This window comes from Oryzibacillus soli, from assembly GCF_051594765.1.
In the GTDB taxonomy this organism is placed as follows: Bacteria; Bacillota; Bacilli; order Paenibacillales; family NBRC-103111; genus Paenibacillus_AR.
Window position 1 is genome coordinate 101,912 of the sequence record NZ_JBPPGJ010000017.1, and the last position, 26,342, is coordinate 128,253.

At 60.7% G+C, this 26,342-nt stretch carries 26 protein-coding genes; 21 read left to right on the forward strand and 5 right to left on the reverse strand.

What is annotated here, in order from left to right; all coding sequences use genetic code 11:
- Positions 1–8 precede the first annotated feature (8 nt).
- From ACSEXW_RS21425 to ACSEXW_RS21485, 13 genes are read left to right on the forward strand one after another with little or no spacing between them, the layout of a single operon-like run.
- Complete coding sequence (locus ACSEXW_RS21425; RefSeq protein ID WP_438448215.1) at positions 9–731, forward strand: sugar phosphate nucleotidyltransferase; 723 nt, start codon at positions 9–11, stop codon at positions 729–731.
- A gap of 12 nt (positions 732–743) precedes the next feature.
- Entirely contained in the window at positions 744–1,829 is a 1,086-nt protein-coding gene (locus ACSEXW_RS21430; RefSeq protein WP_438448216.1) for a CgeB family protein, read from the forward strand.
- A 29-nt stretch (positions 1,830–1,858) separates the two neighbouring features.
- Entirely contained in the window at positions 1,859–2,989 is a 1,131-nt protein-coding gene (locus ACSEXW_RS21435; protein ID WP_438448217.1) for a CgeB family protein, read from the forward strand.
- Between the two features lie 17 nt (positions 2,990–3,006).
- A complete protein-coding gene (locus ACSEXW_RS21440) occupies positions 3,007–3,315 on the forward strand; it encodes a hypothetical protein (protein ID WP_438448218.1) in 309 nt (102 codons plus the stop codon).
- A gap of 34 nt (positions 3,316–3,349) precedes the next feature.
- On the forward strand, positions 3,350–4,753 hold the full coding sequence (locus ACSEXW_RS21445) for a glycosyltransferase family 4 protein (RefSeq protein WP_438448219.1): 1,404 nt from the start codon (positions 3,350–3,352) through the stop codon (positions 4,751–4,753).
- Positions 4,754–4,783: 30 nt separating this feature from the next.
- Positions 4,784–5,875: a non-hydrolyzing UDP-N-acetylglucosamine 2-epimerase gene (gene wecB / locus ACSEXW_RS21450; protein WP_438448220.1), complete on the forward strand. Its 1,092-nt coding sequence runs from the start codon at positions 4,784–4,786 to the stop codon at positions 5,873–5,875.
- Positions 5,876–5,909: 34 nt separating this feature from the next.
- The gene (locus tag ACSEXW_RS21455; RefSeq protein WP_438448221.1) at positions 5,910–6,896 is read left to right on the forward strand and encodes a polysaccharide biosynthesis protein; all 987 of its coding nucleotides are present in this window, start codon (positions 5,910–5,912) and stop codon (positions 6,894–6,896) included.
- Entirely contained in the window at positions 6,893–7,720 is an 828-nt protein-coding gene (locus ACSEXW_RS21460) for a dTDP-4-dehydrorhamnose reductase family protein (RefSeq protein WP_438448222.1), read from the forward strand. The genes ACSEXW_RS21455 and ACSEXW_RS21460 overlap by 4 nt, the downstream gene beginning before the upstream one ends.
- A complete protein-coding gene (locus ACSEXW_RS21465) occupies positions 7,702–8,703 on the forward strand; it encodes an NAD-dependent epimerase/dehydratase family protein (RefSeq protein ID WP_438448223.1) in 1,002 nt (333 codons plus the stop codon). The genes ACSEXW_RS21460 and ACSEXW_RS21465 overlap by 19 nt, the downstream gene beginning before the upstream one ends.
- Positions 8,700–9,422 (forward strand): glycosyltransferase, encoded by a 723-nt coding sequence (locus ACSEXW_RS21470; protein ID WP_438448224.1) that lies wholly within the window; start codon positions 8,700–8,702, stop codon positions 9,420–9,422. Before ACSEXW_RS21465 ends, ACSEXW_RS21470 begins: the two co-directional genes overlap by 4 nt.
- Positions 9,423–9,425: 3 nt before the next feature.
- Positions 9,426–10,010, forward strand: a complete 585-nt coding sequence (locus ACSEXW_RS21475) for a hypothetical protein (protein WP_438448225.1) — start codon at positions 9,426–9,428, stop codon at positions 10,008–10,010.
- A 28-nt stretch (positions 10,011–10,038) separates the two neighbouring features.
- A complete protein-coding gene (locus ACSEXW_RS21480; RefSeq protein WP_438448226.1) occupies positions 10,039–11,124 on the forward strand; it encodes a glycosyltransferase family 4 protein in 1,086 nt (361 codons plus the stop codon).
- A 22-nt stretch (positions 11,125–11,146) separates the two neighbouring features.
- A complete protein-coding gene (locus ACSEXW_RS21485; RefSeq protein WP_438448227.1) occupies positions 11,147–11,293 on the forward strand; it encodes a hypothetical protein in 147 nt (48 codons plus the stop codon).
- Positions 11,294–11,509: 216 nt separating this feature from the next.
- On the opposite strand, the gene ACSEXW_RS21490 is transcribed toward ACSEXW_RS21485, so the two are convergent.
- Positions 11,510–12,181: a helix-turn-helix domain-containing protein gene (locus tag ACSEXW_RS21490; protein ID WP_438448228.1), complete on the reverse strand. Its 672-nt coding sequence runs from the start codon at positions 12,179–12,181 to the stop codon at positions 11,510–11,512.
- Positions 12,182–12,302: 121 nt separating this feature from the next.
- Positions 12,303–13,340: a glycosyltransferase family 4 protein gene (locus tag ACSEXW_RS21495; RefSeq protein ID WP_438448229.1), complete on the reverse strand. Its 1,038-nt coding sequence runs from the start codon at positions 13,338–13,340 to the stop codon at positions 12,303–12,305.
- Positions 13,341–13,563: 223 nt separating this feature from the next.
- Here ACSEXW_RS21495 and ACSEXW_RS21500 point away from each other — a divergent pair, with 223 nt between their 5' ends.
- From ACSEXW_RS21500 to rfbD, 4 genes are read left to right on the forward strand one after another with little or no spacing between them, the layout of a single operon-like run.
- A complete protein-coding gene (locus ACSEXW_RS21500) occupies positions 13,564–14,511 on the forward strand; it encodes an NAD-dependent epimerase/dehydratase family protein (RefSeq protein ID WP_438448230.1) in 948 nt (315 codons plus the stop codon).
- Positions 14,512–14,519: 8 nt separating this feature from the next.
- Positions 14,520–15,059, forward strand: coding sequence for a dTDP-4-dehydrorhamnose 3,5-epimerase (rfbC, locus tag ACSEXW_RS21505; RefSeq protein WP_438448231.1), 540 nt, complete (start codon positions 14,520–14,522; stop codon positions 15,057–15,059).
- Positions 15,056–16,120, forward strand: coding sequence for a dTDP-glucose 4,6-dehydratase (rfbB, locus tag ACSEXW_RS21510; RefSeq protein ID WP_438448232.1), 1,065 nt, complete (start codon positions 15,056–15,058; stop codon positions 16,118–16,120). The genes rfbC and rfbB overlap by 4 nt, the downstream gene beginning before the upstream one ends.
- Positions 16,117–16,977, forward strand: coding sequence for a dTDP-4-dehydrorhamnose reductase (gene rfbD / locus ACSEXW_RS21515; protein WP_438448233.1), 861 nt, complete (start codon positions 16,117–16,119; stop codon positions 16,975–16,977). Before rfbB ends, rfbD begins: the two co-directional genes overlap by 4 nt.
- 48 nt (positions 16,978–17,025) lie before the next feature.
- On the opposite strand, the gene ACSEXW_RS21520 is transcribed toward rfbD, so the two are convergent.
- Positions 17,026–18,096 (reverse strand): glycosyltransferase family 4 protein, encoded by a 1,071-nt coding sequence (locus ACSEXW_RS21520; RefSeq protein ID WP_438448234.1) that lies wholly within the window; start codon positions 18,094–18,096, stop codon positions 17,026–17,028.
- Between the two features lie 177 nt (positions 18,097–18,273).
- Here ACSEXW_RS21520 and ACSEXW_RS21525 point away from each other — a divergent pair, with 177 nt between their 5' ends.
- From ACSEXW_RS21525 to ACSEXW_RS21540, 4 genes are all read left to right on the forward strand, one after another.
- A complete protein-coding gene (locus tag ACSEXW_RS21525; protein ID WP_438448235.1) occupies positions 18,274–18,567 on the forward strand; it encodes a nucleoside-diphosphate sugar epimerase in 294 nt (97 codons plus the stop codon).
- Between the two features lie 9 nt (positions 18,568–18,576).
- Positions 18,577–18,924 (forward strand): alpha-helical endospore appendage domain-containing protein, encoded by a 348-nt coding sequence (locus ACSEXW_RS21530; protein WP_438448236.1) that lies wholly within the window; start codon positions 18,577–18,579, stop codon positions 18,922–18,924.
- A complete protein-coding gene (locus tag ACSEXW_RS21535; protein ID WP_438448237.1) occupies positions 18,921–19,205 on the forward strand; it encodes a hypothetical protein in 285 nt (94 codons plus the stop codon). Before ACSEXW_RS21530 ends, ACSEXW_RS21535 begins: the two co-directional genes overlap by 4 nt.
- 217 nt (positions 19,206–19,422) lie before the next feature.
- The gene (locus ACSEXW_RS21540) at positions 19,423–25,134 is read left to right on the forward strand and encodes a carboxypeptidase regulatory-like domain-containing protein (protein WP_438448238.1); all 5,712 of its coding nucleotides are present in this window, start codon (positions 19,423–19,425) and stop codon (positions 25,132–25,134) included.
- Positions 25,135–25,246: 112 nt separating this feature from the next.
- Here ACSEXW_RS21540 and ACSEXW_RS21545 read toward each other — a convergent pair whose 3' ends face one another.
- Positions 25,247–25,927 carry a Crp/Fnr family transcriptional regulator gene (locus ACSEXW_RS21545; protein WP_438448239.1) on the reverse strand — a complete coding sequence of 227 codons (681 nt, stop codon included), beginning with the start codon at positions 25,925–25,927 and terminating at the stop codon, positions 25,247–25,249.
- A 94-nt stretch (positions 25,928–26,021) separates the two neighbouring features.
- Positions 26,022–26,321 (reverse strand): metal-sulfur cluster assembly factor, encoded by a 300-nt coding sequence (locus tag ACSEXW_RS21550; RefSeq protein ID WP_438448240.1) that lies wholly within the window; start codon positions 26,319–26,321, stop codon positions 26,022–26,024.
- Positions 26,322–26,342 lie beyond the last annotated feature (21 nt).

Below are 26,342 nucleotides of genomic sequence, written 5' to 3' on the forward strand. Positions count from 1 at the left end.
AGAGAAGTGTGAAAGGGATACTGATAGCCGGCGGCAAGGGAACCCGGCTGGATCCGTTGACCCGTTACATCAACAAGCACCTGCTCCCCGTCGGCCGGCTTCCGATGATCCTGCACAACGTGCGGAAGCTGGAACGAGCGGGGATTCGGGATATCCGCATCATTACGGGCCGGGCATCCGCCGGACTGTTCATGCAGCTCCTGGGGAGCGGCAGCGAATGGAACGTTCGTCTCACCTACGGCATTCAGGACGATGCCGGCGGGATCGCTCAAGCCCTGGGCCTAGCGGAGGATTTCATCCGGCCGGGAGAGGCCTGTGTGGTGCTCTTGGGCGACAATCTGTTCGAGTCGGAGCTTGCGCCGTACATTCGTAAATTCCAAGCCTCTCCGGGCCATGCCATGGTTCTGTTGAAGGAGGTTCAGGATCCCCGGCGATACGGGGTGCCGGTCTTCGACGGAGAAGTGCTGAAGTGTATCGAGGAAAAGCCGGAGGCTCCCCGTTCCAGCTATGCCGTGACCGGTATATATCTCTACGACTATACCGTATTCGAAGCCGTCCGGCAGATTAAGCCCTCCGCCCGGGGCGAACTGGAGATCACGGATGTGAACAACCTGATGGCAGCGGCAAGCAAGCTGGACTATGACATGCTGGAGGGCTGGTGGAAGGATGCCGGTACCTTCGAATCCTTGCATGAGGCGTCGGAGCTGCTGCTCGGTGACCCGGATGATTAAGGAGGTGCAGCCATGACCGGCGCATATGAAGAAGGGCGGACGGACGGATTCACGGCGGGGTGGCGCCACGGGCTCCATGCCGGAAGGTGCCAGCGCATTCTGGCGGATACGTTCGAGCCCCCCGCCATTAAGTACGACATGCACGTGGCCTATGTGCAGGAGGGCCTCATCGGACTGAATGAGGGCATTCTTGATGCGCTGCAGGGTTTGGTGAGCCGGGTCACCCCAATCCCCCCCGAAGGGCTGCCGTTGGAGCGGTTTTTGGAGCTGGCTCCCGATCTGGTACTGGTGTTGAACGGCGTACACGCCTTTCCGCCGGAGATGGCGGCGGTACTCCGGCTGGCCGGCATACCGACGGCCGTATGGTTTGCGGACGATCCGTACTTCACGGATGTGACCCGATCCATCGCGCTACATTATGACTATGTGTTCACCCATGAGCTGTCCTGCGTTCCCTTCTACCAGAGCCTGGGCGTTCCGCGGGTGTACTACCTGCCCTTGGCGGCGGGAAGAAATGTGTTCTATCCCAGGCTGGTCGGATCGGAATACAAGCGGGACGTGGTGTTCATCGGCACCGCCTTCTGGAACCGGGTGGATTTCTTCGACCGCCTTCTGCCGCTCTTGAAGGGCAGATCGGTGTTCCTCTCCGGCGGGCTGTGGAACCGCCTTAAGGACTACCCCCATTGGGCGGAGCATATCCGTCTGGAAGGCACGCCGCTGGCCGACACCAGCAGCTACTACAACGGGGCCAAGATTGTGGTGAATCTGCACCGTTCCCCGGACAACGGAGAGCATAACCGGAATGCAGCCCTCTTGCCGGCCCTCTCCATCAATCCGAGAACCTACGAGATCAACGCCTGCGGCACTCTGCAGATGACGGATGTCCGGCCGGATCTGATCCGCTTCTACACCCCGGGCGAGGAGATCGAAACGTACGCAACCCCGGAGGAGCTGGCGGGCAAGATCCACTACTATCTGGAACATGAGGAACACCGCAGCGCCATTGCTCTCAAGGGGCTGGAGCGCACGCTTCGGGAGCACACCTACCGGGGACGGCTGGATACGCTCCTTCAGACTGTGCTGGAGGCTCGCGGATGATGAAGAAAACCATCGTGAGGAGGAATACCATGAAACGGAAAAAAGCTGCGGTCCGGGCCGTTCGCACCGCCCCAAGCGCCGGTTGGGTGGCCGGCCGGGAAGCGGGCTTCCAGACCGGCTTCGGCCACGGCTACTACCTGGGCCGCTGCCAGGCGATCGTGGCCCAGACCCCAGTGCTCCCCGGCCCGATCTGGGATATCCGGCTGTTGTTCGTCACCTCCGGCAAAGGATTGCCCTATTCCCCGCTGGACGCGGCCGTAGCGGAGGCATTCGCAGCCAATGTACGGGAATTCGTCTCGACCAGTCCGAAGACCAACGTGGTGGCTCTGGTCGATCAGGTGAAGCCGGACCTGGTAATCGCCATGGAGGGAATGGAATTTCAGCCGGACCAGGTCGCGGCGATCCGGGCCAGAGGGATCCGGACCGCCGTATGGTTCACCGATGATCCCTACTACACGGACGTGACCGACAAGCTGGCGCCGCATTACGACGACGTCTTTACACTGGAGTTGAACTGCGTCCCGTTCTATCAGTCGCTGGGCTGCCCCCGGGTTCACTATTTGCCCTTGGGCGTGCACCATACCGTCTTCCGGCCCCAGCACATCCATACCGGATACCGGAAGGATGTCAGCTTCATCGGCTCCGGCTACTGGAACCGGATCGCTTTTTTCGACCAGGTGGGCCCATCGCTGGCAGGGCGGAACCTGATGCTGTCCGGATTATGGTGGGATCGGCTGGGAACCTACCGGATGCTCGCCGACCATATACGTCTTGGGGTATGGTATCCGCCCGATGAGACCTCCAGGCACTACCACGGCTCTCGTATTGTCATCAATATGCATAGGTCCCATGATGACGATTCCTACAACATGAACAGCCGCAAGATATCCGCCGTTTCGGTTAATCCGCGGACCTTCGAGATTGCCGGCAGCGGCGCCTTCCAGCTGACGGACGAACGGCTGGACCTTCCTCAATGGTATGTGCCCGGTGTGGAGATCGTTACCTTCAACTCTCCGGGGGATTTCCTGGCCAAGGTTGAGTACTACCTGACCCATGAGGAGGAGCGGCGGGAGATTGCTCTCCGGGGCTTGCGTCGGACCCTGACCGACCATACGTACTTCCGGAGAGTTCATACCATGCTGGCTGCGATCTATTCCTGATAAGGAGGTGATGGAGAATGAAAGCCAAGAAATCCGGCTCTAAGCACAAGCGGCCCTCCGGCAAAACCCTGAAGGCCCGTGTCAAAGCCAAGTCCGGGAAAAACCGGCAGAAGAAGCTTCATTCGGCCAAGCGGCTGAAGCACCGCAAGACGGGACGGAGGCCGAAGCTCAAGCGCAAGTCGGGCGGCCGGACCGGAGCGGTCGTGGCGAGAAGAAAGCCGCCCGGCTATCAGGCGGAATACAACCGGGGCTATGATGAGGCCTACAATGAGGGGTTCAACGCGGGGTTCGCCCAGGGGGTCGCTGCCGGCAATGCGGCTGCGTAAACGTAAAGCGATTCGAAGGGGGGACCGGCGTACCGTGTCCAGAACAACTGCCATGCTGTTTGCCCACATATGCAACAGCAATCATATGACCGGAGCGGAGAAGCTCCTCCTGTTCCTGATCCGGGAGCTGTCGGCGAGCTTAGATTGCATCCTGGTGGTTCCGAATGAAGGCATGCTGGCCCGGGAGGCCCGGGGAAGCTGCCGCAGCGTGATCGTCCATCCGTATCCGTTGGCTTGGTCTCTCTGGTCCTGCGAGGCGGGAACGGCTGCCGAAGCGGCATCCCTGCTGCAATCGGAGCACATCGGCAGCGTGATGAATCTGATCCATATGCACCGGCCCCAGCTGGTGCTCTCCCATACCTGCGTCAATCTGGTGCCGGCTGCCGCTGCCAAGCGGCTGGGCGTACCGGTGCTGTGGACCGTGACGGAAACCATCTGCGAGACGGTCCATACGCCGGCCACCGTCGAGATCCTCCACCGGTATTCCGACTGGATCATGGGAATCTCCCATACGACACTGGGACCGTTCCATCGGCAGGGGCTGGCCCAGAAGCTCTACCTGTGTTATCCCTCCTGGCGTCAGGAGGAGCTGCAGCCGCACACATGGGCGGGGAATCGGCAGCACAAGCGGGCTCTGTACGGTCTCTCGGAGGAGGATGCGCTGGTCGGCTTCCTGGCCTCGGACCTGGTTCCGCACAAGGGGCTTGAGCATTTCATCTCCATGGCCGTCGGGGTATGCCAATCGCTGCCCCGGGTTCATTTTCTCATCGCCGGCAATCCGACGGAGCCTGACTTCTATGAACGGTGCGTACGTAACATCCATCTGTCCGGCTATGCCGCCCGGTTCATCCTGGAGCCCTTCGGGAGCCGGATCGAGACGCTGTATCCGGCATTGGACATCATGACCGTACCCAGCCTGATCCGGGAGGGCTTCGGCATGACGGCTCTCGAGGGCATGATCTTCGGCAAGCCGGTGGCGGCCTACAAGTCCGGTGCGCTGGGAGAAGTGCTGGGCAACATCGGCAAGTCCCACCTGCTGGCGGAGCCGGGGGATATATCCGGGCTGGCCTCCATCGTCCATTACCTGTCCCGGGATCTGAACAACTGCCGGGCGGAGGGAGCCTCCTGCCAGCTGGCCGTCCATGAGATGTTCGGCCTGGGGGCTTACCGGTCCCGGCTGGGGAACCTGCTGCAGGCCATGGAGCCCGGTCTGGTCTTCAAGGAGCAGGTCTATGCGGCGACCCGGTCCGGCTATCCGGAAGGGTCTCTCGTCAAGGGAACCGCAACTCCCGCCGTCTTCCTGATCCAGAACCGGACGAAGCGGCCCTTCGCCAACGAAGCGGGCTTCTACGGCAACGGGTTCGGCTGGCATCAGGTCCGTCATGTGGATGACGCGGAGCTGCAGGCTTTTCCGACGGGGGTACCGATCTATGGCTGAGACTACGAGCAGAAGAGGTGAAGAAACGGTATGAAAATCGTAACGGTACTGGGCACCAGGCCCGAGATCATCCGGCTGTCGCTCATCATCGCTCTGCTGGACCGCCATGCGGAGGAGCACACCCTCGTGCATACGGGCCAAAATTATGTGCCCTCGCTAAGCGGCATCTTCTTCTCCGAGCTGGGGATCCGCCAGCCGGATGTAGTGCTGAGCCAGGAGCAGCGCACCCTGGGGGAGCAGCTGTCGGTGATGTACAGCCAACTGGAGCGCATTCTTCAGGAGAAGCAGCCGGATAAGGTGCTGGTGCTGGGCGATACCAACAGTGCGCTGGCTGCCGTTCTGGCGGAGCGGATGGGCATTCCGGTGGTGCACATGGAAGCGGGCAACCGCTGCTTCGACTGGAAGGTGCCGGAGGAGAAGAATCGCCGGGTCATCGACCACATCTCCAGCATCAATATGCCCTACACGCCCCAGAGCAAGCAGAATCTGCTTCGCGAGGGAATTCCGGTCCAGCGGATCGTGCTGACCGGCAATCCGATCCACGAGGTGCTGACCCATTATTCGGAGCAGATTGGGGCCAGCCGGATCCACGAGCGCTTGGGCCTTACGAAGGGCAAGTACTTCCTAGTGACGGTCCACCGGGCCGAAAATGTGGATCATCCCGCCCATCTGCGGGAGATTCTGCAGGGGCTCAACCTGGTCGCCGAGCAGCATGGGCTGCCCTTGGTGGCAAGCCTTCACCCCAGGACCAAGTCCCGGATGGAGAAGCTGGGAGACTTCAAGCTCCATCCCCTGATCACCTTCCATGAACCCTTCGGCTTCTTCGACTTCGTGGCGCTGGAGAAGGACGCGTACTGCGTGCTGACCGACAGCGGAACGGTCCAGGAGGAATGCTGCCTGTTCCGGGTTCCGGCCGTAACCGTCCGGACCACCACGGAGCGCCCGGAAACGGTGGACTGCGGGAGCAATGTGGTGTCGGGGCTGGATGCGGAGCGTATTGCGGCGGCGGTCCGGACCATGACGGCGCTGCCGAGAGACTGGAGGTTCCCGGAAGGCTATACGGACACGGATGTGTCCAGGAAGGTCGTGAAATATTTGTGCGGCACCCTCTCATGGGGCTGATCCAACAAGCTGAAATCGATAAGGAGGCGGAATGATGTTTAAGGGCAAACGGATCTTGATTACAGGTGGAACCGGCTCCTGGGGCCATGAGCTGGTGAAGCAGCTGCTGGAGAAGGAACCGGAGGAAGTGGTGGTGTATTCCCGGAACGAGTCGGGCCAGGTGGCGATGAAGCGCCATTTTGACGACAAGCGGTTGAAGTTCGTCATCGGCGATATCCGGGATAAGGAAGCGCTGAAGGATGCCTGCGCCGGCATGCATTACGTCTATCATCTGGCAGCGCTGAAGCACGTGCCGGTCTGCGAGGAGCAGCCGCTCGAAGCGCTCAAGACCAATGTGACGGGCACCCAGAATGTCATCGAAGCGGCCATCGAAAATAAGGTGGAGAAGTGCATCTACATCTCCACGGACAAAGCGGCCAACCCGTCCAACTTCTATGGCATGACGAAGGCCATCGGCGAGAAGCTGATCGTGCAGGCGAACCAGCTGCGGACAGACACGAAGTTCATCACAGTGCGGGGCGGGAATGTGCTTGGAACCAACGGCAGCGTCATCCATCTCTTCGTCAAGCAGATCATGGAAAACCAGGAGATCGGCATTACGGATCTGGAGATGACGCGCTTCTTCCTGACGATCCAGGATGCCATTACGCTTCTCTTCAAGGCCTCCGAGGAAGCCGTGGGCGGCGAGATCTTCGTCATGGTGATGCCGACCTGCAAGATCATGGACCTGGCCGACGTGTTGGCCGAGGAGCTGGGCGCCAAGGATATCCGGGTGAAGGAGCTGGGCGTCCGGCCGGGGGAGAAGATCCACGAGATCCTCTATTCGGAGTACGAGAGCGCCAATACGGTCCAATACGACCATGAGTATCTGGTGATCCTGCCGACCATCGACATCCCGGGACTGAAGGAGGCCTATGCGAAGTATCCCAAGGTGACGAAGCCGCTCTACGTCTCGAGCGACGGCTTGATGTCCAAGGCGGAGATCCGGGAGCTTCTGGTCAAAGGACGGTTTTTGCCATGAGAATACTCATCTTAGGCGGGAATGGGATGGCCGGGCACGTCATGGTCCGCTACTTCCGGGAGCAGCCGGGCTTCGGGGTGTTCTATACCTCCCGGGACCGGAGCGATCCGAATGCGATCTACCTGGATGCCTCGCTGCCCGGGATGGCGGAGAGCATCATCGACGTGGTACGGCCGGACGTGGTTGTGAATGGCATCGGCATCCTGAACCAGGATGCCGTCAAGCGGGAGCGGGAGGCCGTGCAAATCAATGGCCTGCTTCCCCACCAGCTCCGGAAGAAGCTGGATGCCGTCGGAGGCAAGCTGGTGCACATCAGCACCGATTGCGTCTTCTCCGGCAGCAAAGGGGATTACACGGAGCAGGATCCGCCGGACGGGGATTCGGCATACGCCCGGACCAAGGCCATCGGCGAGGTGCGCAGCGACAACCATCTGACCGTGCGGACCTCCATCATCGGTCCGGAAATCCGGCCCAACGGCATGGGTTTATTCGATTGGTTCATGAAGCAGCAGGGCACCGTGCAGGGGTATACGGCGGCCATGTGGAACGGGGTGACGACCGTACAGCTGGCGCGGTCCGTTCACGAGCTGCTGAAGATGAACGTGACGGGGCTGATCCATCTGACCGCACCGGAGAAGATCAGCAAGCACGATCTCCTGCTCCTCTTCCAGGAGGTCTTCGGCAAGCATGACGTGACCGTGGAGCCGTACGACGGCTTCGTCCAGGACCGGACGCTGCGGAATACCCGGACGGACTTTCAGGTGGAGGTCCCGGGTTATCCGCAGATGATCCGGGAGATGCGGGATTGGATGGAGCGGGCATGACGGCCCCCTCCGTCCTGATCACCGGGGCCGGAGGCTTCACCGGTCTTCATGCCTGCCGGCACTTTCTCGGCATGGGCTACCGGGTGACGGCGGTGGTCCGCAAGGAGCCGGAGAGGCTGGCGGCCGTTCTTGCCCCGGAATTGACCGGAGGGGCGGGAAGGAGCGCGGGGACGGGGGTGGCGGAGGCGGACGCCATGAACCGTCTCCGGATCGAGGTCTGTGATCTGATGGATTATCCAGGCGTCAAGGCGCTCATGGAACGGGTGAAGCCGGATTCCATTCTTCACTTGGCCGGACGCAATTCGGTGCCGGAATCCAGACGCTTTCCCGCCGAATATTGGAACGCTAATGTGCAGGGCACGCTTCACGTGCTGGAGGCTTCCCGGGAAGCGGGAGTAACGGGCGGGATCCTGGTGGTGGGCTCCATGCTGAGCTTCACGCCGGGACCGTCTCCGGTACCGCCCCACCCTTATTCCTTGAGCAAGACGGTCCAAGTGCTGCTGGCCCGATCCTGGGCCCATCTCTTCGACCTGCGGGTCATGGCGGCGGAGCCCTCCAACCTGATCGGACCCGGACCGACCAACGGCATCTGCGGGCTGTTGGCCCGCAAGATCGTCCGGTGGGAGGCGGGGGCGGACCGGGACCCGTTCCGGCTGTCTTCGGTGATGGAGAAGCGGGATTACCTGGATGTCCGGGATGCCTGCGCCGCATACGGGGCCATTCTCGAGCAGGGTGCCCCCGGGGAGCTGTACCGCTTCGGCTCGGGCGTATACCGGACGCTGGGCGAGGTGCTGGAGACGTACCGCAGCATTACCGGCAGAGAGCTGCCGGTGGTGATCGGCGGAAGCGGCGGCGGACCCGAGCCGAAGCCGATTGCCATGCGTACGGTGCTGCGCCTGGGTTGGCGGCCGGTGATTCCCTTCGAGCAGTCGCTGCGGGATGTGCTGGAGTATTTCCGAAGAACAGGAGGAGAAGAAGAATGATACCCAAGGTTTCCATCATCATCCCTTTTTATTGCGACCCCTATGTCCCGAATGCCATTCAGAGCGCGTTGGACCAGACCTATCCCAACACGGAGATCATCATCGTGAGCGACGGCTCCCACAGCTACAATGAGCTTCTGATCCCGTATCTGAGCCATCCGAAGGTTCATTTCCTGGAGAAGGGCAACGGAGGAACGGCCAGCGCACTGAACGCCGGAATCCGGGCAGCTACAGGAGATTATGTGGCGTGGCTCAGCTCGGACGATATGTTCTATCCGTGGAAGCTGGCCCATCAGATGGCTTACATGATCCTGAACCGGGCGCGGATCTCCTTCTCCGATTATGACATCATGAACGAGCATGGCCAGGTGACGGGAAGCTGCGTGGGCTTGAAATTCCCGACGGCCATTGAGTTCTACCGGACGTTCTTGACGGGCAACCCGGTAAACGGCTGTACGGTGGTAGCCAGCCGCCATCTGATGCTGGAGCTGGGCCTGTTTGACGAAGGGCTGCCGTACACCCACGATTACGACCTGTGGTTCCGGGTGATCCTGTCCAAAGTGGATTTCCACTTTGTCAACGAGAACCTGATCAAATATAGGGTCCACAGCGGGATGGGGACCCATCGGCACCTTCCGACGATTATGGCGGAGGCGGAGCGGACCAAGGGGAAATGGGCATGGCAGATGATGCATCACATCAAGGAGTTGGGGGGATAAGGCGTGATCTACGAGACCAATGACCATGACCATATGGGCATGATGAAGCGGCTGATCGACCACCGCTCCGCGAGCATGCTGGATGTGGGAGCCGGGGTGTGCCGGATCTCGGGGGATTTTCAGGTGCCGCTTATCCTTGCGCTGGAGGCTCACCGGCCCTATCTGGAGAACCGGACCAACCGGTCCCCCCACATCATCCCGCTGCACATGGACGCCTTGAAGATGGAAAAGGTGCTGCTGCCGAAGACGGTATCCTCCGTGCTGATCGCCGATGTGATCGAGCACGTGACCAAGAAGGAAGGGCTGGAGCTGCTTCGGCAGGCCGAGGTCATTGCAGTTAACCGGGTGGTGGTGTTTACGCCGAGCGGGTATTTTCCCCAGGATGGCTATGACTATTACAACATGAACGGGGAGTATTACCAGACCCACCGCAGCGGCTGGACGCCGGAGGAATTCGATCGGATGGGGTATACGGTGATTGTGCTGAAGGGGCTTCACGGCCCGGAGAATCCCTCCTTCGTCAAAGCCTTCGGTGCCGAGCATCCCCGAACCGATGCCATCATCGCGTATAAGGAGTTTCCGGCTTGAGTCCGGCACCGGGGGGAGTGGAGCGGGAATGAAGCTCTTGTTCGTCTATTACACGCCGAGCGGCGGGATGGAGACGCTGAACCGGATGCGGTGCCAAGCTCTTCAGGCTGCAGGCGTCGAATGCCATCAGCTGTATCTTCAGAACGGGTTCGGGCTGGAGAATATCCGGAACATTCCGACCTATGTCACGGACCGGGATCAGGACGTGTCGGAGCTCTTGGCCCGCGAGGCGTATGACGCCATCGTGGTGACCTGCAACTATTACATCGTACCCAAGCTCCGTGGCTTCGGGTATGGGGGGCGGATCATCTTCGAGGCGCAGGGCTTCGGCTACGGGGCGAAGGAGAAGGCGCAGGAGGCGCTGGCCCATGCCATGGGTTATCTGAACGGCCGGATCGATGCGGTGTTCTACCCGCCGACGCCCCACCTGGCGGAATACTTCCGGATGTATTATCCGGGACTGCGGCATTACTGCTTCCATACGCCGTTGGATGTGAAGGTGTTCCGGCCCTTGGCGGTGGAGCCGCCTGCCCGTCCCATTCTCGGTTGGGTGGGCCGGCTGGAGGACAACAAGAACTGGCGGGAGCTGCTCGCCATCGGAGCCCGGCTGGTCCATGCGGGTCTGATCGGCGAGCTGTGGATGTTCGTGGACGACTCGCTGTCCGTGCCGGAGGACCGGGCGGCCTTCATGGAGCTGGTCCCGGCGCTGGGGCTGCAGCCTTATCTGACCATCCGCTCCAATGTGAAGCATGCGGAGATGCCGGAGGTGTACTCCCGCATCGGGCGGTCCGGCGGACTGCTGATCTCCACCTCGAAGATCGAGGCGGCGCCCTACGCCGTACTCGAAGCCATGAGCTGCCGCTGCCCGGTGCTGGCCACCGACTCTGACGGTGTCCGGATCTTCGTCACCCATAACGAGACGGGCAAGTTCTACCCCATCGGCAACGTGGAGGCCGCCGTATTCGAAGCGCGGATGCTTATGCACGACGCCGCTCTGCGGGAGAGCATCCTATCCCGTGCGCTCCGGAAGGTGCAGGAGGGCTTCACCCTGGAGCGGTACCGGGAGCACTTCCTGCGGATGCTGGCGGAGCTGGGCGTCGAGTACGGCGGCTGACGCCTGCCGGAAGCGCAGCCGGATGGTGCTGCGCGTCGTCGGAGCGTACCGGTGGAGCGTACCGGTGGAACGCGCCAATGGAGCGTGCCAGTGGAGCGTACCGGTGGAACGCGCCAATGGAGCGTGCCAATGGAGCGTGCCAGTGGACGGAGCTATGCACCTCGCCTGAATAAAGGAATAAGCGACGTTATTTCGCTCTATGAAGCCGCCAAATTGTGAAATAACGAAAAAAACTCCACTAATTTCGCACAATCATGGGGTCATGCCCCAAATGTGCCGGAATAGCGGAGTTTTTTCGTTTATCGGTCCGATCATCAGAGACACCGGCCCAAATAGCGGAGGTTTTTTCACTAAAATCACACCATTCCCATTCGGCGCCGGCCGTTTACGGGAAAACATCCGTAACGTTCACGACCAGCCGATAAGCGACCTTGCGTATGCCGCCGGTGCCGGTGACCGGTGTGAACCATCCTTTATCCCCCAGGCGCATCAACAACTGAGACGCCGACTTGCCGCTGATATCCAGGTGCTCCGCCAGATCGACAGGACGGATGGGGCGCGCCAGCGCACATGCGAAACGCAGAACCTCCTCCTCCGCCAGCAGCAGCCGGGAATTTGCGGATGGCCTGGGCCGGTATCGGCTTAGGACCATGCGAAGGAGAGTCATACAGAGCTCCGGCCTTTCCTTCACGTCATCATAAGCGAAGGAGATCACCTGGTATCCGATCCCGTGGAGGAAGGTTTCACGATTGAGCTCGTGGCAATATTTGTGCCGGTCCATATCCCGGACGTGGCTGGCATACCCCTTGATCTCCACCAGCAGCTTGACATAGCCGGGAAGCCAGGCGAAATCGGCATAATAGGAGCGTCCGCGCCAGTCCAAAACCTCATGCTCCGGATGCAGGTGATTCAGGTCTCCCACCAGTGGCCACCAAACCTGCTTCAAGAAAAGAGTCTCTGCGTGCAGATTCGCCTGCTGCAGGCGTCTTTTCCGTTCCCCGGTGCTCACCTCCGTGTGTTTCACAAGAAATGCCGTATGCGCTTCTTCAAATGACATGTTCCCAGAACGCCTCCCACAAAAAAATACGTCCCGGCGCTTCGCTGGAAGCCTCCGGGACGTTCTTCGTCATCGTATGGGGAAATTATACATGCCCTTCCGGCAAATGCCAAGAACCTTCTTACCCTACGATCTTCTTCAGGATCTGCTCCAGCCGGTCGGTGCTCCGGTCCCAGCTCCAGCGGGACGCCTCGGCCTCACCGGCAGCGGCGAGCCGGTCCCGCAGAGCAGGATCGCGGACCAGGCGGATTATATCGGCCGCCAGCCGGTCTTCATACCGGTAGCTCATCAGGCAGTTGACCTCGTGGCGGCAGTACTCCATATTGCCGCCCGAGTATACGGTCACGAGAGCGGCCCCGCATTTCATCGACTCCAGCACCGGCAGCGGCGCCGCTTCGAAGGCGGATGCCGCCACATAGATGTCAGCTTGGTTGTAGTGGTAGCATAACTCCCGGTCATCGGCCGGCGTGTAGAAGCGGTAGAGGCCTGTGGCCTTGACGGCCTGAAGCTCCGGAGAATCGTAGAACTCCTGCGGCGGGCAAATCAGGTTGAACTCCACCCCCGGACAGTGCTGCCGGACGATATGCAGCTGCTCCAGCAGATAGTCCTGCTGCCGGTGCCAGGTGAAGCCTCCCTCCGGCTTCCGGACGATGGCCGTAATCTGCAGAGGATCGTGGGGATGGCGGAAGCGCATGTTATGGAATCCTTCGCTGACCCCCACCGGTATCGTGTGGGCTTCGATGCCGTGGGTCAAGCCGATGATGCTCTTCTGGTATTCAGACAAGGCGATGATATGGGGAGTGGCGTGGTAGGTAGGGAAGGATAAGTATTGCCCCTCCAAAAACATCGGCTCATAGCACATGGAAAGCCGCACATGCTTCCCCTTGCCCATGGCGCTGGCTAACGCGGAAGGGGGGACCGTAAGATGAAAGTTGGAAAGAATGACGTCGGCATAAGGGAAATCCTCTTGGCGGAGGACGGTGTGCGCGGTGCGGACCAGCCGGGAGCGAATGGGATATTCGACGGCACCGAGAGACGGCATCAGGATGGTCACGTCATGGCCGCGGTCCACCAAGCGGTCTGTCAGCTCCACGACGAGCCGCTGTCCCCCTCCTTTGCACAGGGTCAGAAACGGTATGGTAATGCGCAGGATGAACACCTCCTCCTGGTACGTTGCCCGATACGCCGGTCAGCGCCGGGTTAACGGCATGCTCCGTGGTCAGGGCTCATCTTCAGGATATGCGGGGGCGCTCCGGTCTGCGTGGACGAAGAGGCTCCGCTGCTTCCCAATTCACCATTGAAAGGGGCGTTCGTCCGGTTCCAAGCCGGACCGGCGGACGTAGGATATTGTACCGGATTATGTGGCAAGAGGAGGAATCAGGTTGGCTAACCTAGGCGTAGTGACGGGGGGAGCGGGCTTCATCGGCTCTCATCTGACGGATCTCCTGATCCGGCAAGGCTGGAAGGTCCATGTGATCGATTCGCTGACCACCGGCACCCGGGAGCGGGTGAATTCGGAAGCATCGTTCCATGAATGCGACATCGCAAGTCCGGAGGCCGGGCAGCTCATCGTCCGCCTGCGTCCGGACGCCGTCTTCCATCTGGCCGCCCAAGCGGATGTGCAGACCTCGCTCCGGAGCCCATCCCGGGACGCCGGGGTGAATCTGCTGGGAACGGTGCGCCTCTTGGAGGCCTGCCGGGAAGCGGGGGGAAGCAAGCTGATCTTCTCCTCCACATCAGGCGTGTACGGGGACCACGGCAGGGAGGTGTCCCTGGAGGAGGACGGGACATCGCCGATTTCCTTCTACGGGCTGTCCAAGCTGGCAGGGGAGGAATACGTGCGTATGTTCCACCGGCTGTTCGGCCTGCCCTGCTCGGTGCTTCGATATGCCAATGTGTATGGCCCGCGCCAAACTGCCAAAGGGGAAGGTGGCGTCGTGGCCTTGTTTACGAACCGCTTGTTGCAAGGCGAGCCTCTCGTCATCTACGGCGATGGGGAACAAACGCGGGATTTCATCTACGTGGAGGATGTGGCGGAGGCCAACCTTCGGGCTTATGAGGCGGGAGGGGCGGGAGAAACGGTGCAGATCGGCACCTCCCGGGCCACCACGGTGAACCGGCTGGCGGAGCTGCTGACCTCCATCCATGGCCAGCCGGTTCAACTACAGCGCGAGCCTTCCAGACCGGGGGATATCCGGCACAGCTGCCTATCTTATGAGCGTGCCGAAGCGTTATTGGGCTGGTCTCCACATATACCGCTGGAACAGGGGTTGGAGCGGACCTATCAGGCCGCTGTACACCACAATAGGGGAAAGGGCGGTGCGGCATGAGGTCGGTTGTGCCGATAGAAGGAGTTAGGCTGATCGAGCCGAAGGTATATGGGGACGAGAGAGGCTTTTTCTTAGAAAGCTACAAGGAGGGAGATTCCGGTCAGACCGACTTCCTCCAAGACAATCATTCGTATTCCCGGGAGCCCGGTACGATCCGGGGGCTTCATTACCAGCTGGAGCCGGCAGCCCAGACCAAGCTGGTCAGGGTGATCGCAGGCGCCATCTATGATGTGGTGGTGGATATCCGTACCGGATCGCCCACGTACGGCTGTTGGCAGGGCTATATTCTGACCTCGCGGAACTTCCGCCAGCTGCTGGTTCCGAAGGGCTTCGCCCATGGCTTCTGCACGCTGGTTCCCGATACGGAGGTGCTGTACAAGGTGGACGCTCCGTACCGGCCCGAGCTGGACCGGGGGATTGCATGGAACGACCCGGCGTTGGCCATCGATTGGCCGTTCCCGCAGCCCGTGCTGTCGGAGAAGGATGGGAAGCATCCGCCCTTGTCGCAGGCGGAAATTCATTTTGTATGGAAGGAGGCAGGCTCATGAAGGTGCTGGTTACCGGGGGAGCCGGCTTCATCGGCAGCAACTATGTCCGCTATGTGCTGAAGCATCATCCCGATTACCGGGTAATCAATCTGGATGCTCTGACCTATGCGGGCAATCCGGATAATGTGGCGGACTTGGCAGAGGTGCCGGGATACATTCCCGTTCAAGGGGACATCACGGACCGGGAGCTGGTGGATCGGCTGTTCCGGGAGTATGGTGTGGAAGCGGTGGTACATTTTGCAGCGGAATCCCATGTGGACCGGAGCATCTCGGATCCCGGCCTGTTCGTCAGGACCAACGTGGTGGGAACCCAGGTTCTCCTGGAAGCCGCCAAGCAATACGGCGTGAAGAGGTTCGTTCAGGTGTCCACGGACGAGGTGTACGGGACGCTGGGACCGACGGGCCTGTTCACGGAGGAAACTCCGCTTGCTCCCAACAGTCCCTATTCCGCCAGCAAGGCAGGTGCGGACCTCTTAGCCCGCGCCTATTACGAAACCTTCGGACTGCCCGTCAACATCACGCGTTGTTCCAATAATTACGGCCCGTATCAATTTCCCGAGAAATTAATCCCGCTGATGATCTCCAAAGCGGTCAAGGGCGAGCATCTGCCGGTCTACGGGGACGGCCTGCATGTGCGGGACTGGCTCTATGTGGAAGACCATTGCAGTGCCGTGGATCTGGTGCTTCACCGGGGGCGGGACGGAGAGGTCTACAACATTGGAGGCAACAATGAAAAAACCAATCTGCAGGTGGTCCGGACCATCCTGCAGGAGCTGGGCGTGCCGGATCGCTTGATCCGGCACGTGAAGGACCGCCCGGGGCATGACCGGAGGTACGGTATTGACGCTTCGAAGATCAGCAATGATCTGGGGTGGAATCCGGCCCACAGCTTCGAGGAAGGGATCAAAAGCACCATCCGGTGGTACGCGGACCATCCGGAATGGCTGGAGCGGATTCGGACGGGGGCTTATCGTTCGGGCAACGGATTCGGTGGGGCGGACGGCGCCTCAGGGTCGGCCGGGGCGAAGTCTCCAGGCGCAGCCGGGGGAGAAGCCCCATGAGAGTGCTGATCACGGGGGCGGGCGGCCAGTTGGGGCAGGACGTGATGCGGGTATGTGCGGAGGCCGGCCACGAGGGGATCGGCGTGGACCGGGCGGAGCTGGATATTACCGATGAGGCGTCATGCATCGAAGTTCTGGAACGGCTCCGGCCGGAGGCTGTCATCCATGCGGCGGCTTATACGGCGGTGGACCGGGCCGAGACCGATGTCGACGAGGCGTACCGCGTGAACGCGGCAGGCAGCCGGAATATGGCGGTGGCCTGCGAGCGCATCGGCGCCAGATGCTGCTATATCAGCACGGATTATGTATTCGACGGGTCGGCTGCGGAGCCGTATGGCGAATATGATCTGGCCGCACCCAGGAGCGTCTACGGCAAGTCCAAGCTGGCAGGTGAGCGGCTGGTGTCCTCGTTGTGCAGCCGATGGTTTATTGTTCGAACGTCCTGGGTCTACGGCGTTCACGGAGACAACTTCGTCAAGACCATGCTGAAGCTGGCCGCAACCGGCAAGCCCCTGAAGGTGGTGGACGACCAGACCGGCAGCCCGACGTATACGGTGGACCTGAGCCGGTTCCTGGTCCGGCTGATCGAAACGGAACGTTACGGCATCTATCACGCAACCGGAGGCGGCAGCTGCACCTGGTATGAGTTCGCGCGCGCCATCTTCGAGGAGCGGGGGCTTCAGGTGGAGCTGGCGCCCTGCTCGACCGGGGAATTCCCCCGTCCGGCACCAAGACCCGCTTACTCGGTGCTGGGAGCGGCAGCGATCCGGACCAACGGTTTTCAGGAGCTTCCCCATTGGCGGGAGGGGCTGCGCGCTTTTTTGAAGGAGCTGCCGAAGGACGGCACTGCCCAATGAAAGAGTCTCCCGGCGAGGGGAGACTCTTTTTTTTGCTGCAGTAAGGGGCTAATACACGCCCAGCTCATGGAGCATGGCAATGAACCGGTCGGCGTAGGCACCGGGGGAATAGCGGCTGCGTACATGTGCCATTCCGGCGTCCCGGAGCCTCTCTCGCAGTGCGGCGTCATTCAGCAGCTCCATCCCTTGGAGCATCCCTGCATTCGGGTCGGTGACGGGGTAGAACTTCCCGGTCACATTATGGGTGATGAAGCTTCGCGGACCGTCAGAATCGGTGGACAGGACAGGGCAGCGGCAGCTCATGGCCTCCAGGATGGCATAGCCGAAGCCTTCGGTCAAGGAGGTGGAGACGAGGAACCCGCCGGAATCTCCGATCTGGGAATAGAAGGTCGGCATCTCCGAGTGGGGAACGTTGGAGCGGCGCACCAAGGCATGGGACAAGCCAAGGGTCTGGATGGCGCTGTAAAAATGCGGACCCTGTCCTTCCTCGATGATGTTCGCATCGTCAAACATCCACAGCCGCGCCTGGGGCACCTGCTGCAGCCAAGCGGCGCCAAGCTCCAGGAAGCCCCGCCAGTTCTTGTTGGTCTCGATGCGTCCGACCCAGCCGATGACGGGATAAGGGAGCGCCGGAGCGGGACGGTATGAAAACCGTACGGTGTCCATGCAGTTGGGGAAGCAGAACTGACGGAAGCCCGGGTAGATGGACTGGAACAGGCCGATCATGTGCCCGGTATCCGGGTACAGCACGGCTTGGCTGCAGGAGTGAATATACGGAAGCCCCTCCAAGAGTGTGGCTGCCGCCCGCTCGAAGGTGCCCAGTCCCTGGGCTTCGAAGATGACCGTTCCGCCGTAGCCCAATCTTCGGATCCGTTCCAGCATCAGATAGTTGGAGTTGACGATGATGGCATCGAAGCGTTCGGTGCGGAGCAGGTGTCCGATGGCGGCGTCATCATCCGTCACGTGGGTCGGGATGCCCGATATATTCTGTACGCCGTCGCCCGGCCAATGATACAGCAGGTGGCAGTCAATCCCACGCTCCATCAGAATCCGGCAGCGCTCCCGGTTCAAGGTTTCCACCCCCCCGCTGGGGATATAAAAGGTAAACAGCAGCTTCATTTCATCACGCTCCTGGAATGGTAGAGTCTCTCCCCCTATCATATGGCCTTCTCGGGGAGGCCGTATGGACGGAATGCCATCCGCCCAACCGCAGCGGGGTGAGAAATTGGGGATTCGCACTTTGCCGGCATCCGGCATAAGGTAATAGAAGACCCTTGAAGAGAGGTGAGGAGAGCCTTGGAACATCACATCACGCAAATTGTCCATCATATGGCGAAATCCCAGCGGGAGCTGGCCCGGATCCTCGAGGCGAAGCGGGACATGGTCGTTCATGCCGCGCGGTTGACCAACAGCATTCCGAACGAGGCGCCGGTCACGACGGAAGCCGATTTGAAGGAGACGGCGGAGCAGTCGCTGGCCGTGAATAAGAATCTGGTATCGTACTTGAATGCCCTGGCGTCTCTGGAGGAGGCGCTCTCGGATAATCTCGGGATCGTCGTCCGGGAACTGAACGCGAACGGGGATGAATGAGGAAGAGAGGTGACTCAAGTGACAGAGGCGGAACGGTCGGAGGCATGGCTCGACATCCTGGGCTCGACGGCACGCATGCAGAGGCAGATCGCCGATATTCTGGAGGCCAAGGCCTATGAGACGGAAAAGGCGCGTGCTTGGATCTGCGGACATCTGCACGAGTCCCGGTATGGCACCGGGGAGGATCTGTGCAAGCAGTCCATGGAGCTGCATGACAGCGTCGTGGAGGTTATTGAAGGCATCACCCGCATGGAGCTGGGACTCTACAAAAACTTGAACACGCTCCTCGGACAACAGGATGGAGGCGTATCGGCAGGGGGCTTCGACTTCTTCGGTGGAAGCGGGGAAGATGCATGAATCCGAAGGACCGGGAGACAGAGCTGAAGCTGGAGCTTCTGGAGTCTCTCGTCAGAAGCCAGAAGGCGCTGACGGCCATGCTGGAGCACTCGGCGGCGGCCTCCCAAGGCCGTCCGGCCGCTTCAGCTTCAGCGGAGATGGAGAGGCATATGCGGACTTTGGTCAGATGCCAACAGGCGCTGGCGCAGATGATGTCCGGCATTCGGATCCCGAATGTCCGGAAGGGGAAGCCGGGGAAGCTATGGATCCGGCAAGGCTTGTACAGCCGTCACCAGATCTAGACGGCGCCTTTTTTTGCTGAGGGGCGGACAAGCCCCAAGATTCAGCCATTCGAGGACAAGTGCGTTCACTTTAGTCGATAGCCTCCTTCCAGATTGGTTGATTGTCCCTGACTCCCGGGAACGCCCGCTCATACTATGCTCTTGTAACGATGGCATATGATCATCCGCACCCGTCCATCATGATAGGCGCGCCTAATTTAGAAGGAGGATAGAATCTATGGCTTTCCCAAGCGATGCTCAGTTCCAACCGATCCTCTTGAACGGCTCCCCGCTGTTCGATCCGCCGGGGGACGAGAGCCCGACCAGCACGGATATCGTAGGCAATGCCCAGTTTCCCGCCGCTTACTACGCCTATGACGGCACGAACGTTTACTTCCGCCTTCGCTTGAATGCAGACCCCCGGTTCAAGACGGGGTTCCAGAATTTTGCCTGGGGCCTGATCTTCGACACGGACGGGATTCCCGGAACCTACGAGTGGCTCTTGGCGGTCAATGGTCTGAATACCACAATGGACTTGATTCAGAATACGAGCAAGCAGTTCAACACCTGGAACGATCCGGCCGAAGGGACGGACGGCAAAGGGACGCCCAACTTCAGCCGGCCCATCGTCAACTTCGACATCGCACGCGCCAGCCAAACCACGGACGGGTCCAACTTCGGCGGTAATCCCGACTACTTCCTGGACTTCTTCATTCCGGCTGCTACCTTGTTCTCCTTCCTGGGCATCACGGAAACCACGGTATTCCGTCCCCTCTTCTTCTCGTCGGCCAATGCGAACAATTTCAACAAGGACTCGCTGCAGAATCAGGGCTTCAGCTTCGTCAGCGCCTTCGGGGACCCGACTACGACGGAAGCCGCCGATGTGCGGGCAGAGCTGGCGGTTCAGAAGACGGTTACCGGTCCCACCTCGGCGTTAACCGGCCAGACGCTGTCCTACAGCGGGACCATCGCCGTCACCAATACGGGCAAGGCACAAGCGACAACGGTTCTGGTCTCGGACGTATTCGGCTTGGATCAATTGAATGCCGTCAATGTGACAGGCGTATCCACCGGGTTGGCCAACTTTAACCCGCTGACGAAGACGATTACCTGGAACATCGGGAATCTGGCTGCCGGGGCCACGGCAACCTTGAACTTCACGGCCGTCGGCCAGTTCACTACGGCAGGGCAGCGGACCGTAAACACGGCTACGGCTACGGGCGTGGATATCTTCACCGGCCAGCAAATTCCGGCGGCTTCCTCCACCTTCTCCGCAGCCGTGCAAAGCGCGGGGGCGGTAACCGGCTCCGTGCTGAGCGGCGCCACCGGGCTTCCGCTTGCCGGTGCGACGGTCGTCCTGCAGACGGCGGGCGGGGCCGTGGTCGGCAGTACGGTCACGACGGCGGGGGGCGGCTACGGCTTCACGAACTTGGCCCCCGGCACCTATAATCTGGTGGTGAGCCTGCCGGACTTTACGACAACAACGGTGCCCGTCACTATTCCTGCCGGTCAGACCGTCACCGCTAATGTTCTGCTCCAGCCCTTGCCTGCAGCCGTAACCGGCACGGTAACGGACGCATCCGGCGTACCGCTGCCCGGCGCCACCATCAGACTGCGCTCTCCCTTCGGAGTCGTGCTGCAGGAAGCCGTGACCAATGCGGCAGGGCAATATACGATCCCGAACATTGTACCCGGAAATTATACCCTCTTAGCCGAAGTGAACGGGTACCAGAGCTCCCTGCAGGGGATCAGTCTGATTCCCGGACAGACGTTGACGGTGAATTTCGCGTTGACCGCCAATCCGGCAGGGGTGGCCGGCCGGATTACCTCGGGAGGGGCACCGGTGCCGGGCGCTCTCATCGAGGTGCTGAACCAGGCCAACCAGCTGGTGGCCGCCGTTGAGGCGGATGCCAACGGCAATTACGCCCTGGATAACCTGGCTCCCGGTACTTACCGGTTGAGAGTCAGCGCACCGAACTTCTCTACGGAAATCATCGGCTTCACCGTCGGGCCTGGAGAAACCAAGCTCGTGAACGCCGAACTGACGCCGAATCCGGGTACCATCTCCGGCACGGCGGTCGATGCGGAAACCGGGCTTCCCTTGGCAGGAGCCGCCATTCGGATCGTCGACCAATCGGGGATTACTCTGGCTGCTGTACTGACGGATGCCAACGGCTTCTATCAGGTGTCTACGATTCCGCCTGGAGTCTATACTGTAAACTTCGCGAATGATGGCTACGCCACCCAGAGCATCGGCGCCATCGTCCGCTCCGGCGCCGATACCGTCATTAACGCCGGCTTGGTGAAGCTGGCAGGGGAAATTGCCGGCTCCGTGACCGACGAGAACGGCACGCCTCTATCCGACGTCACCATCCGCTTGTTCCTGAACAACATCATCATCGCTACGGTCAATACGGATCAGAACGGCAGCTACTCCATCCCCGGATTGGCTCCGGGCAATTATGTGATTCGGGCGGAGGCGGCGGGCTTCATCCGGGAGCTGCTGGGTGCGGCGGTCTTTCCTTTCGAGACGACGACCGTGAATTTCTCCCTCGAGCCCAGCCCGGGGATTCTGACGGGTACGGTACTGGGACCGGATGGGGCTCCGCTGGCGGGGGCTGCGGTAACGGTACGGGAAAACACGGCGGTCGGCCCCGCCGCCGGCCGGACGATTACGGATGCTTCCGGAGTGTACATCTTCTCGAATCTGGCTCCCGGCAGCTATATCGTAACGGCGGAGGAGCCGGGCTTCCAGATCGGCAGCTCCGGCGCCATAGTGGCAGCGGAGGCCACGACGACTATCAACTTTGTCCTGCAGCCTTCGCCCGGTGCCGTAACCGGGGTTGTCATCAACGCATTGACGGGTACGCCCATCATCTCCGCCAACATCGAAATCCGGATCGTCAGCGTCAACGGAGCCGTTCTCCAGACCACCTTCACCGACCCCAACGGGATCTATCTCGTGACGGACCTGCCTCCCGGCAGCTACGGTGTCGTCGCCAGCGCGATCAACTTCCAGACGGAAGCCGCCAGCCTGGTGGTGGAGCCGAACGTGACCCAAACCGTGAACCTGGCGCTTCAGCCGAACCCCGGGGCGATCACAGGGAGCGTCCTGGATGCTGTCACCCAGGCAGGCCTAGCCGGCGCCACGGTGAAGGTGACGGACCTGAACAGCGTGCTGGTGGGCTTGGCACTGACCGATTCCCAAGGCAGCTTCACGGTGGAGGGGCTGCGGCCCGGGCAGTATACCGTGAGCGCCATTCAGGACGGATATCAGCACAACCTGATCGGCGCAGTGGTGCAATCCGGTCTGACCACCCCCGTGGTCTTGAATCTGCAGCCGAATCCGGGCTCGATTACAGGTACGGTGGAGCCTGCTCCCAACGGGACGCTGATCCAGCTGTTCGATGTCAATAACCAATTCATCGCCGCCCGTATTGCCGACCCGCAAGGACAGTTCCGCTTCGACGATATTGCCGAGGGCAGCTACGTGATTACGGCTACAGCGCCTAATTTCATCACGGCCCATGTTGGAGTGAGCGTCCGTTCCAATGAGAACTCGTCCGTCGCCGTCACCCTGCTGCCGCAGCCTTCCACGGTGTCGGGAACGGTGACGAATGAACAAACGGGAGCGCCGATTACCAATGCCACCATCCGATTTCTGGATGAGAACGAGGTGCTGGTCGGCATCGGAACGACCGATCTTAACGGGTTCTACGAAACGGGCAATCTGCCGCCGGGGCATCTGATCCTCGTCGTAACCGCGCCGAATTATGAGAACACGATCAGCGGCGTCTCCACTCTGCCGGGAGAAACGTTGATTGGGATTAATTTCCAATTAATTCCGAATCCAGGCGCCATTACCGGCAACATCACCGACAGCACCAACGGGCTGCCGATTCCCGGAGCAACCGTGGTCATCCGGTCCACGGATCTGCAGGGCATTATCATCGCGACCGTGACGACGACGTTGTTCGGCAACTATGTGGTTTCCGGTCTGGCGCCAGGCTCCTACACCGTGGTGGCCAGCGCCGAGGGGTATGCGACTGAAACTCTGGGAGCTGCCGTGGCCAGCAATGTGTCGACGGCCGCCAACTTTGTCCTGAACCCGCTTGTAGGGTCCATCACCGGTCTCATCACCGGTCCCAATGGGGAGGTGTTGACCGGCGGCACCGTCCAGCTCCAGCTTCTGGAGGAGCATGGCATCACCCTGCAGACCATTCTGACCAATCCGGACGGCAGCTTCAGCTTCCCGAACCTGCTTCCGGGGCAATATCAGGTGGTAGCGTCGAGCCCCGGGTTCGTCAATGCGTCGGTCACCGTACAGGTGGCGGCGGAGACCATAGCACGGGCGGATCTATCGCTATCGGCTTCGCCCGGGACGCTTAACGGCACCGTCACCTCGTCGGCAACCGGAGCTCCGATTGCGGGGGCGATCATTACGGTGCGGGATCCTAATGAACAATTCATCGACCAGGGAGTCTCGGATGAGAACGGGTTCTACAGGATCTCCCGTCTTCCCGCGGGTCCCATCACCTTGAGCGTCTCTGCCCCGGATTTTGGATCGATCGGGACCGGCTCCCTGATCGTTGCGGATCAGGTCACGACCAACAATCTGTCTCTGACGCCGAACCCCGGCGTAGTGAGCGGCTTCGTAACGAATCTGGCCACCGGCGAGCCCATCGCTTCTGCCTTCGTCGAGATCTTCGATGCCTTCAACACGAAGATCACCACAGGCCTGACGGACAGCAGCGGCTTCTATCAGGTGAACGGATTGGCACCTGGCAGCTATACGGCCCGTGCAGGTGCGACTGCCTTCATCAGCCAGATGGTGGGCTTCGACGTCACCCCGGGAGGATTGACCAATGCGAGCTTCGCCTTGAGCCCGCAGCCCGCCTCTGTCCGGGGGACTGTAACGGACGAGATCACGGGGCGGCCGATCACCGGCGCAACGATCGACGTATATATCGGCAATACCTTCGGGCCTTCGCTGGCTACCACCCAGACGGATCCGGAGGGGAACTATCTCCTAACGGGATTGGTTCCGAACAACTATGTGTTTGTGGTGACGCAGCCGGGGTATGCCGCGGAGACCAATGCGGCCGTATTGGAGGCCAATCAGGAGGTTGTCCGGAATTACGTCCTGTCGCCATTGCCGTCAACGGTTAGCGGAACCGTTACGGATCCAGAGGATGGAGAGCCGCTGGAGGGGGCATCCATCCGGCTGACGGACGACCGGGGGGTCGTGATCCAGGAGGTTCGCACCGGATCGGAGGGCCTGTTCTTGATTGAGGGTATCCTTCCCGGAGAATATACGCTGGTCGTGAACGCGGAGGATCGCCAATCGGAAACGGTCTTCCTGACCTTGTCGCGGGGGGAAACACAGAATGTCTCCATTACCCCGGCACCGCTGCCTTCGTCGGTGCCCGGACAAATCCTGCAGCTCCAGGCAGACGGGGTGCCCAACCCGATTACGGGTGCTCTGGTCCAGATTCTCGATGAGAATCTGGTGCTGATCGCCACCGCGGTCACCGACGCCACCGGAGGGTTCACGCTGCCGGGGCTGGCACCCGGCGTGTATACGGTGACTGTCTCGGCCCCTGGCTTCGGGTCGGCAACGACCGTCGTCCGGCTTGGGACGGGGCAGGTGGCGCCGCCGATCGTATTCCAGCTGCATCCGAATCCCGGCAATCTGGCCGGTACGGTACGGGATGAGCGCCGCAGACCCTTGTTCCGGGTCAATGTTCAAGTGCTGACCCCGGCCATGGTGCTGGTACGCCAGGTTATTACCGACCCGCAGGGCCGATATGGCGTGGTTGGGCTGGCCCCAGGCGCCTACCGGGTCCGGTTCGCTCTGGAGGGCAAGGAAACGCAGGTTCGCCGGATCGTGATCCGTGCGGGCGAGACGACGGTGCTGAACGTGATCCTCGAGGACGAAGCGGACGAATAATCCGCAGCAGCAAAAAACGCCTTTCCCGGTCGGGAAAGGCGTTTTGGTTTGGAGTGAGAGGCGATGTCTCGGCGTTTACGGCTTCCAGAAGCCGCGCGGCCCCATCGCTTGCCTACATCAGCTCCCGCAGGCGCTTCTCATTGTAGATGACGATGCCTTGCCGGTTCATCTCGATGATGCCTTCCTTCTTCAGGTTGTTCATAACCCGGTTGACGGTCTCCCGGGTCGTGCCCACCATATTGGCGAACTCCTGGTGAGTCATCGGGATGTTTATCTTGATCTCCCCGTCGGTCCTAACCCCTTGGTTGTCGGCCATCCGGACCAGGAAGGAGACGATCCGGCGGTTCACATCCTGGGTGACGAAGGCCTGAAGCTTGCCTTGGAACTCGCGGATCTTCTCGCTCATGACCCGCATGACCTTGATGGCGATGGTAGGCATGTCGAGCATCAGCTGCTCGAAGGCCTGGATCGGAATGACGAACAGCTCCGCCGCCTCCACTACCGTGGATGTGGCCGGATAGGGCGTCGAGTCGAAGAAGCCGGTGTGGGGGAACATCTCGCCTTCCTTCAGGAAGGTGACGATCTGCTCGTTCCCTTCGGAGTCGATCTTGTAGATCTTGATGATTCCCTTATGGATGAAGAAAACGGCCTGCTTCGGGTCACCCTCCATAAACACGTTGGCGTTCTTCCGGTAGCTCCGGGAGATGGAGATGCCGGCCAGCCGTTCCAATTCCGCTTCATCCAGCTCGATGAAGAGCGGAATTTTCTTCAAAAAGGTGGTCATGGAGGACATGGGCGGTTATAGCTCCTTTGCTTAACAGATTCCTTACCGATTATTGTAACGGATCTGAAGCATAATTCCTACCCCGCCTCCCGGGAAATGAAGGTTAGTGGCCGAAGCCTAACCGCCGCTTGGCTTCCTCCGACATATGCTCCGGCGTCCAGGCCGGACTCCAGACCAGATCCACCTCGACCTCCCGGACGGAAGGCTGGGCGAGCAGGGCCGCCTTGACTCCTCCGACCATGGTGTCATGCAGCGGACAGCCTTGGGTGGTCAGGGTCATCTGAACGTACACACGGCCGTTCGCTTCGGATACGTCGTACACCAACCCCAGATCCACAATGTTGATCCCTAGCTCGGGATCGATGACGCTCTTCAGGATTTGGCGCAGTTCTTCTTGGTTCATGACGGATTCCTCCTTAATGAT

Bases quoted from the DNA above. Each gene is read 5' to 3' on its own strand.
- ACSEXW_RS21435 (WP_438448217.1), top strand. From the start codon at position 1,859: ATGAAACGGAAAAAAGCTGCGGTCCGGGCCGTTCGCACCGCCCCAAGC.
- rfbD (WP_438448233.1), top strand. From the start codon at position 16,117: ATGAGAGTGCTGATCACGGGGGCGGGCGGCCAGTTGGGGCAGGACGTG.
- ACSEXW_RS21440 (WP_438448218.1), top strand. From the start codon at position 3,007: ATGAAAGCCAAGAAATCCGGCTCTAAGCACAAGCGGCCCTCCGGCAAA.
- ACSEXW_RS21550 (WP_438448240.1), bottom strand. From the start codon at position 26,321: ATGAACCAAGAAGAACTGCGCCAAATCCTGAAGAGCGTCATCGATCCC.
- ACSEXW_RS21485 (WP_438448227.1), top strand. From the start codon at position 11,147: ATGGTGCTGCGCGTCGTCGGAGCGTACCGGTGGAGCGTACCGGTGGAA.
- ACSEXW_RS21540 (WP_438448238.1), top strand. From the start codon at position 19,423: ATGGCTTTCCCAAGCGATGCTCAGTTCCAACCGATCCTCTTGAACGGC.
- wecB (WP_438448220.1), top strand. From the start codon at position 4,784: ATGAAAATCGTAACGGTACTGGGCACCAGGCCCGAGATCATCCGGCTG.
- ACSEXW_RS21460 (WP_438448222.1), top strand. From the start codon at position 6,893: ATGAGAATACTCATCTTAGGCGGGAATGGGATGGCCGGGCACGTCATG.
- ACSEXW_RS21430 (WP_438448216.1), top strand. From the start codon at position 744: ATGACCGGCGCATATGAAGAAGGGCGGACGGACGGATTCACGGCGGGG.
- ACSEXW_RS21480 (WP_438448226.1), top strand. From the start codon at position 10,039: ATGAAGCTCTTGTTCGTCTATTACACGCCGAGCGGCGGGATGGAGACG.
- rfbB (WP_438448232.1), top strand. From the start codon at position 15,056: ATGAAGGTGCTGGTTACCGGGGGAGCCGGCTTCATCGGCAGCAACTAT.
- ACSEXW_RS21520 (WP_438448234.1), bottom strand. From the start codon at position 18,096: ATGAAGCTGCTGTTTACCTTTTATATCCCCAGCGGGGGGGTGGAAACC.
- ACSEXW_RS21470 (WP_438448224.1), top strand. From the start codon at position 8,700: ATGATACCCAAGGTTTCCATCATCATCCCTTTTTATTGCGACCCCTAT.
- ACSEXW_RS21535 (WP_438448237.1), top strand. From the start codon at position 18,921: ATGAATCCGAAGGACCGGGAGACAGAGCTGAAGCTGGAGCTTCTGGAG.
- ACSEXW_RS21455 (WP_438448221.1), top strand. From the start codon at position 5,910: ATGTTTAAGGGCAAACGGATCTTGATTACAGGTGGAACCGGCTCCTGG.
- ACSEXW_RS21490 (WP_438448228.1), bottom strand. From the start codon at position 12,181: ATGTCATTTGAAGAAGCGCATACGGCATTTCTTGTGAAACACACGGAG.
- ACSEXW_RS21545 (WP_438448239.1), bottom strand. From the start codon at position 25,927: ATGTCCTCCATGACCACCTTTTTGAAGAAAATTCCGCTCTTCATCGAG.